Here is a 7,261-nt window from a genome sequence, read left to right as displayed (position 1 = left end):
GCAACAGCCCGTCAGCGCGACCAACTACGCCGAAATCGCAAAGAGGTAGGAGCCCGCGGTGATCGGCTTGTCATCGGCGCCCTCGTCGTGCAGCACCGCGCGAACAGCGACGGTCCCGTCGGCGCCCGTCATCGGCTCGCACTCCACCCGGAACGGGCCGACCTTGCCGCGGGACATGAACATCACGTGCGAGGACACGCCCTGCAGGCGATCGGTTCCAGCGACGCCGGACGCCGCGTCCAGCGCCGCCGTCTCCAGGATGACGAACTGCGGCCCGATGTGCAGGGCGGCATCCGGAGACGCCACGTCGACTGTGAGTTCCGGTAGGGCCCAGCGATTGTCGGCACGCCGGCTGCCGCCGAACACCTGCCACAGCGGCGGCAGATCCGGCGAGTCGACCACCTCGATCGGATTGAGCGGCATCTTCTGCAGCCCTTCCGGCGGTACTCCGATGCTGATGCCCTGGCCCTCGTTCAGCGCCAGCACGCGGTCCGGATTGTCGGCGTCGACGATCCGCGACCGGCTGTAGGCCATCTGCCTGCCCTGCTTGAGCACCTCGGAGCGGATCTCGATGCGGCGCACGTCGCGGCCCGGATCGAGGATCTGACAGGAGTGGACGACGGGGTTGGGCACCGCCTCCAGATCGGACACCCCGCCGCTGTCGGGTGACGCAATCCCCAAGACCGCCAGCAGTATTCCGCCGGTGGCGTTGCGTATGTCGTGGCGAAGGGTGACGGTGTCATCGACCGGTCCGAGGTCCATGGATGCGTAGCTTCGGCCGATGTAGCGGTAGCTCAGCAGCCCGCCCCAGCGTCGACGCAACTCGGCGGCATAGGCTTCCGGGTCGTTGGCTAGTTCTCGAATATCTTGCGGCACAGTGCCTCTCCTGATCGTCACGGCATGATGACCGTGCGGCTCACCGGCTCTGCTGCGGCCTGCCTGCTGCTCAACCCGCGCTGTAGGGCGTGCAACAGCGCGTCACGGGTCTCCCGCGGGTCGATGAGGTCGTCGAACCCGAGGTGGCCCGCGGACCGGAACGACGCCTCCACCTCCGCCTTTCGCAGCTTGGCCTCCAGGTCCTCGCCGGCGTGCGAGGCCCGGCTCAGCGCGGCCGCGCTCATCGCGCCCATCGTCGCGCCCGGATAGGCGAACGTCGCGTTCTGGTTGTCGAAGCCGAGCAGCGACATGACCATCGACCCGAAGCCGTAGGCCTTGCGCAACGTCACGTGTAGCTTGATCGTCGTGGCCGCCGTCTGCGCAGCGAACATCCGTGCGCCGCTTCGCAATACGCCGCTGCGCTCGGATCGGCTGCCGGGCAGCATGCCGGGATTGTCGGCCAAGAACACGATCGGAAGGTGGAACGAGTCGGCCACCGTGATGAAGTGTGCGGCCTTGTCCGCGGCGTCGGCGTCGATCGACCCGGCCAGCACCTTGGGCTGGTTGGCGACGACCGCGACGGGGTGGCCGCCGAGATGGGCGAGCGCGCAGATGATGGCCTGCCCGAACTTCGGCTGGACTTCGAACCAGTCCGGCCGGTCGAACACCACGTCGAGTACGGCGCGCATGTCGTAGACGCGACGGCGATCGCGGGCCACGATGTCGAGCAGTTCGGGTGTCGGCCGCGGTTCGGCCGCCTCGTCGTGCGGAAGGGAGGACGGATACGACCATGCGCTCGGCGGGAAATAGGACAGGTAGCGCCGGATGTCGGCCAGTACGGCTTCGTCGTCGTCGCCGATGTTGTGGATCACCCCGCTGGCCAGGGCGACATCGGGTCCGCCGAGGTCCTCCTTCGAAATCTCTTCGCCTGTAGACTCTTTCACCACTGGCGGGCCTGCGGTGAAGATCGCACCCTGGCGGCTCATGATCGTCCAGTCGCATACCGGTGCCACCAGCGCGCCGTGACCCGCCGACGGGCCGAGCACCGCCGACACCGTCGGCACCCGACCGGAACACTGCGCCTGGGCGAGCAAGTCGGTGGGAGATCTGCCGTAATGCTCACCGCTGGGCCGGAATCCGGCGCCCTCCAGCAGCATCACCAGCGGGATTTTGTCTCGCAGCGCCAATTCGGCGAGCCGGTAGCGCTTGGCGTTACCGCCGGGCCCGATGCTGCCGGCCAACGTGGTGAAGTCCTCGGCGCCGACCATCACGGGTGAGCCGTTGATGTAGCCGGAGCCGGTGACGATGCCGTCGGCCGCGACCTCACCGCCGACCAGCGTGCCGAACTCGGATAATGTGCCGGGGTCGAGCAGACGCTCGAGCCGGGCGCGCGCGTCGAGCTTGCCGCTGCCGCGGTGCTTGGCCAGCCGTTCCCGCCCGCCCATCGCCCGTGCACGCTGACGCCGCAGCTCGAGGTCTTCGAGCGTTTCCTTCCAGTCCTGCTCGTTCGTCATGCGCCATCCCTATCGTCGAAAGGCGATCGTCGCACCGGCATGGTCACAGCGCGAGCACGCTTAGGTGGAGGATTCGAGCCACTATTTGACTCAAATCCTCCACCTAGTGGGTTTCCGATGTTCACGTTGACCATACTGAATTGCTTACTGTAGCGTCCTCTTCCATGAGTGACCGCGCCGGCCTCAAGGTCGACGGGGCTGTCTCCAGCGCGCTCGCCGACGTCGCGGAAGCGGCGTCCACGCTCGAGCGACGCGGCTACGACTGCTGCTGGACGGCCGAGGTGAACCACGACCCGTTCCTGCCGCTGGTGTTGGCCGCCGAGCACACCACGACCATCGAATTGGGCACCAGCATCGCTGTCGCTTTCGCACGCAATCCGATGACGGTGGCCAATGTCGCGTGGGATCTGCAGGCGTATTCGAACGGCCGGTTCATCCTGGGACTCGGCTCGCAGGTGCAGCCCCACATCGAGAAGCGATTCAGCATGCCGTGGAGTCGGCCGGTGACGCGCATGCGTGAATTCGTGCTGGCGCTGCGGGCGATCTGGTCCTGCTGGCAGGACGGCACCAAGCTGGCCTTCGAAGGCGACTTCTACACCCACAAGCTGATGACGCCGATGTTCACGCCGCCGCCTCTGGAGCACCCCGTCCCGAAGGTGTTCGTGGCGGCGGTTGGCGAGGCGATGACCGAAATGTGCGGCGAAGTCGCCGACGGTCTGCTCGCGCATGCATTCACCACCAAACGCTATTTCGAGGAGGTGACGACGCCGGCGTTGCTGCGCGGGATGGCGCGATCTGGCCGCCGGCGCAGCGACTTTGCGCTGTCCGCACCGATTTTCGTGGTGACCGGACGCGACGACGACGAACTGGCCGCCGCCGCCGTCGGCACCCGCAAGCAGATCGCCTTCTACGGGTCGACTCCCGCGTATCGCAAGGTGCTCGAGCTGCACGGTTGGAGCGATCTGCAGAGCGAACTGCACCGGCTGAGCCTGCTGGGGGAGTGGGATGCGATGGGTGCGCTGATCGACGACGAGATCCTACGGGAGTTCGCCGTCGTCGCGCCGCTCGACGACGTGGCGAGCAAGATCCGCCAGCGATGCGACGGCGTGATCGACCGTGTGCTAGTGGGCTTTCCGTCCACGCTTTCCGATGCCACCGTGACAGCCATACTGAAGGAGATCCGTCAATGAGCACGCGCATGATGGACGAGGCCGCCAAGGTGTTCGCCGACCCGAAGGCGTACACCGATGAGCCGAAACTTCATGCCGCGCTTACGCATCTGCGTGCCAACGCGCCCGTCTCGTGGGTGGAGGTGCCAGAGTACCGGCCGTTCTGGGCCATCACCAAACACGCCGACATCATGGACATCGAAAGGGCGAACACGCTTTTCACAAACTCCCCGCGGCCGGTGCTGGTGACCGCGGAGGCCGACGAGCTGCAGGCCGGCACCGGGGTGCGGACGCTGATCCACATGGACGATCCGCAGCATCGCGTGGTGCGGGCGATCGGCGCCGACTGGTTCCGGCCGAAGGCCATGCGCGCGTTGAAGACTCGCGCCGACGAGCTGGCCAAGGTCCACGTCGACAAGATGGCGGAAATCGGACCCGAGTGCGACTTCGTACAACAGGTCGCGGTGAACTACCCGCTGTACATGATCATGTCGCTGCTGGGCGTGCCCGAATCGGACTTTCCCCTGATGCTGCGGCTCACCCAGGAGCTGTTCGGCAGCGACGACGACGAGTTCAAGCGCGGCGCCGACCAGGCCGAGCAGATGTCGGCGCTGCTGGAGATGTTCCAGTACTTCAGCGCGCTGACCACGTCGCGGCGGGAAAACCCCACGGAGGACCTGGCTTCGGCGATCGCCAACGCGAAGATCGACGGTGAGCCGCTGTCGGACATCGACACCGTGTCCTACTACGCGATCATTGCCGCCGCCGGCCACGACACCACGAGCGCAACGATTTCCGGTGGCATGCTGGCCCTGATCGAGAACCCCGACCAGCACGCGAAGCTGCGCGCAGACCTGGGCCTGATGCCGTTGGCGACCGAGGAGATGGTCCGCTGGGTGACGCCGGTCAAGGAGTTCATGCGCACCGCCACCGACGACACCACGGTGCGCGGCGTCCCCATCAAAGCCGGCGAATCGGTGCTGCTGTCCTACGTGTCGGCTAACCGCGACGAGGACGTGTTCGACGACCCGTTCACCTTCGACATCGCGCGGGATCCCAACAAGCACATCGCATTCGGCTACGGCGTGCACTTCTGCCTCGGTGCGGCGCTGGCTCGGCTGGAGGTCAACAGCTTCTTCGCCGAGCTGCTACCGCGCCTGAAATCCATCGAACTCGCGGGTCAACCGGAGTATGTGGCGACGACGTTCGTCGGCGGGCTCAAGCACCTGCCGGTGCGCTACTCGCTGCGCTGACCGCGAGCAAACAGCTAGCAGCAGCGCGCCGGGTTCGCCTCGACGGCGGCGTGGCGCATCCTCCAGTACTCACGCTCGGACATCACCGGCTCGCCGGGATGGGTGCGACGGCGGCGCTCGACGTAGCGGCGGTAGTGGTTATCGCCCATCAATGAGCTGACGTACCAACCGATCTGGCGTGCGATTGTGGCAGCGCGTCCCATTCCTTTTGCACCTCCCGTTCTGTCTTCGTGGGAATCAAGCCCGACGGAGCGAACAACTTCGACGGCACGGGCTCGTCTTCGGTCAGCGCGGTGCCTCCGCCGCGCAGCACCCGCCAAATCATGATCAGCCCGGCGCCGAACACGATGACCACCATCAACGCGAACACGATCGACAGCGTGCCCTGAATGAACGTGTTGCGAATGACGGCCTCGATCTCATCGACGTTCTTGGCCGAGCCGAACGTCGTCTTGCCGGCGTCCAGCGCATCGCGGTACTGGAAGTGCGACGTCCAGAAGCCGACCCGCGGGTCGCCGGAGAAGATCTTCTGCCACGATGCCGTCAGCGTCACCACCAGGTCCCACAGCAGCGGAATGCCGGGTATCCACAGCCATTTCAGGTAGCCCTTTTTCACCACCACCACCGAAACGATGGTCAGCGCGATGGCGGCCAACAGCTGGTTGGCGATACCGAACAGCGGGAACAGCGAATTGATGCCACCGAGCGGATCGGTGATGCCCATCAGCAGGATGCTGCCCCACAGCCCGACCACAGCCAGGCTGCACGCCCACACACCCGGTCGCCAGCTGACGTCCTTCAGCTTGCGCATCGGCCCGCCGAGGTTGGACAGCCCGTCGGAGAGCATGAACCGGGCCACGCGGGTACCGGCGTCGACCGTCGTCAGGATGAACAACGCCTCGAACATGATCGCGAAGTGATACCAGAACGCCTTCATGCCCGAACCGCCGAACACCATCGCCAACACCTCCGACATACCGACGGCCAACGTCGGCGCCCCGCCGGTACGCGAAATGATCGACTCCTCACCGACATCGCGGGCGGCCTGCTCGATCTGCGCCGGGGTGATCGGATCACCGGTGAGCGGCAGATTGTTGACGTACTCGGCGGCCGTCTCGGCGGTGCCGCCCGTCGCGGCAACCGGGGCGTTCATGGTGAAGTACAGATGCTGGTTGAGAATGGCCGCGGTGATCAGCGCCATGATGCCGACGAACGATTCGGTGGCCATGCCGCCGTAGCCGATCAGCCGCATCTGGCTTTCCTTCTCCAGCATCTTCGGCGTGGTGCCCGACGAGATCAGCGAATGGAAGCCCGACAGCGCACCGCATGCGATCGTGATGAACAGGAACGGGAACAGCGAGCCGGCGAATACCGGGCCCTGACCGCTGCCGGCGAATTCGGAGATCGCCGGTGCCTGCATGACCGGGCGGGCGATCAGCACGCCGATCGCCAGCAGGGCGATGGTGCCGACCTTCATGAACGTCGACAGGTAGTCGCGCGGCGCGAGCAGCAACCACACCGGCAGCACCGACGCGGCGAACCCGTAGATGATCAGGCACCAGCCGAGCACGACCGGGGACAGACCGAACCACGATGCACCCCAAGATGTTTCGGCGACCCAGCCGCCGGCGACGACGGCGAGCAGCAGCAGTGCGACGCCGATCGCCGACACCTCCGACACCCGTCCGGGGCGCAGGTAGCGCAGGTAGACACCCATGAAGATCGCGATCGGGATGGTCATCGCCAGCGAGAAGACGCCCCACGGGCTTTGCGCGAGCGCCTGCACCACCACCAGCGCCAGCACCGCCAGCAGGATCATCATGATCGTGATGATTCCGATGATGGCGGCCGCGCCACCGACGGCGCCCAACTCGTCGCGCACCATCTGACCGAGCGAACGGCCCCGCCGCCTGCTGGAGATCCACAGCACGAGATAGTCCTGCACGCAGCCGGACAACACCGCGCCGATGATGATCCAGATCGTGCCGGGCAGATAACCCATCTGCATGGCCAGCACCGGACCGACCAACGGCCCCGCACCGGCAATGGCCGCGAAATGATGGCCGAACAACACCCGCCGGTCGGTCGGCATGTAGTCGGTGTCGTTCTCGAAAACCTCGGCGGGCGTGGCGTTGTCGTCGCGCGGGCGGACGATCTTCATCTCGATCAGCCGGGCGTAGAACCGGAACGCGATCACATAGGTGCAGATAGCGGCGAGGACGAACCACACCGCGTTGACCGTCTCACCGCGTACGAACGCGACGATGGCCCACGAAATCGCGCCGACCAGGGCGATGATCCCGAAGATGATCCTGTGCCGGGTGCTGATTGGCGAGCGGTCGATGATCGCGACGGGGGGCAAATCCTTGTCGGTGCGGATGTAGGTGACGTCGCCTTTGGTTTCCTCGATGCGTTCTGCGGCGGTGGGAGTTGCCATGCGGAGATCTTT

6 protein-coding genes are annotated in these 7,261 nt (G+C 65.9%); 2 read left to right on the top strand and 4 right to left on the bottom strand.

Annotated features, from left to right (window positions below):
• Positions 1–24: 24 nt before the first annotated feature.
• Positions 25–876: a hypothetical protein gene (locus tag CWS39_RS22690; RefSeq protein ID WP_102145155.1), complete on the bottom strand. Its 852-nt coding sequence runs from the start codon at positions 874–876 to the stop codon at positions 25–27.
• A gap of 17 nt (positions 877–893) precedes the next feature.
• Positions 894–2,390 carry a carboxyl transferase domain-containing protein gene (locus tag CWS39_RS22685; RefSeq protein ID WP_102145154.1) on the bottom strand — a complete coding sequence of 499 codons (1,497 nt, stop codon included), beginning with the start codon at positions 2,388–2,390 and terminating at the stop codon, positions 894–896.
• 164 nt (positions 2,391–2,554) lie between these two features.
• Here CWS39_RS22685 and CWS39_RS22680 point away from each other — a divergent pair, with 164 nt between their 5' ends.
• Both CWS39_RS22680 and CWS39_RS22675 read left to right on the top strand, forming a co-directional pair.
• Positions 2,555–3,580 (top strand): LLM class F420-dependent oxidoreductase, encoded by a 1,026-nt coding sequence (locus CWS39_RS22680; protein WP_102145153.1) that lies wholly within the window; start codon positions 2,555–2,557, stop codon positions 3,578–3,580.
• Between the two features lie 11 nt (positions 3,581–3,591).
• Positions 3,592–4,812: a cytochrome P450 gene (locus CWS39_RS22675; RefSeq protein ID WP_199178263.1), complete on the top strand. Its 1,221-nt coding sequence runs from the start codon at positions 3,592–3,594 to the stop codon at positions 4,810–4,812.
• A 14-nt stretch (positions 4,813–4,826) separates the two neighbouring features.
• On the opposite strand, the gene CWS39_RS22670 is transcribed toward CWS39_RS22675, so the two are convergent.
• Both CWS39_RS22670 and CWS39_RS22665 read right to left on the bottom strand, forming a co-directional pair.
• On the bottom strand, positions 4,827–5,015 hold the full coding sequence (locus CWS39_RS22670; RefSeq protein ID WP_102145151.1) for a YbdD/YjiX family protein: 189 nt from the start codon (positions 5,013–5,015) through the stop codon (positions 4,827–4,829).
• Complete coding sequence (locus tag CWS39_RS22665) at positions 4,961–7,249, bottom strand: carbon starvation CstA family protein (protein WP_102145150.1); 2,289 nt, start codon at positions 7,247–7,249, stop codon at positions 4,961–4,963. The genes CWS39_RS22670 and CWS39_RS22665 overlap by 55 nt, the downstream gene beginning before the upstream one ends.
• Positions 7,250–7,261: the final 12 nt, after the last annotated feature.

This window comes from Mycobacterium hubeiense (assembly GCF_002838065.1).
GTDB classification, from domain to species: domain Bacteria; phylum Actinomycetota; class Actinomycetes; order Mycobacteriales; family Mycobacteriaceae; genus Mycobacterium; species Mycobacterium hubeiense.
The sequence above is the reverse complement of the archived record's forward strand: the minus strand, read 5'-3'. Positions and strand labels throughout refer to the sequence as shown.

Bases quoted from the DNA above. Each gene is read 5' to 3' on its own strand.
- CWS39_RS22665 (WP_102145150.1), bottom strand. From the start codon at position 7,249: ATGGCAACTCCCACCGCCGCAGAACGCATCGAGGAAACCAAAGGCGAC.
- CWS39_RS22675 (WP_199178263.1), top strand. From the start codon at position 3,592: ATGGACGAGGCCGCCAAGGTGTTCGCCGACCCGAAGGCGTACACCGAT.
- CWS39_RS22680 (WP_102145153.1), top strand. From the start codon at position 2,555: ATGAGTGACCGCGCCGGCCTCAAGGTCGACGGGGCTGTCTCCAGCGCG.
- CWS39_RS22685 (WP_102145154.1), bottom strand. From the start codon at position 2,390: ATGACGAACGAGCAGGACTGGAAGGAAACGCTCGAAGACCTCGAGCTG.
- CWS39_RS22670 (WP_102145151.1), bottom strand. From the start codon at position 5,015: ATGGGACGCGCTGCCACAATCGCACGCCAGATCGGTTGGTACGTCAGC.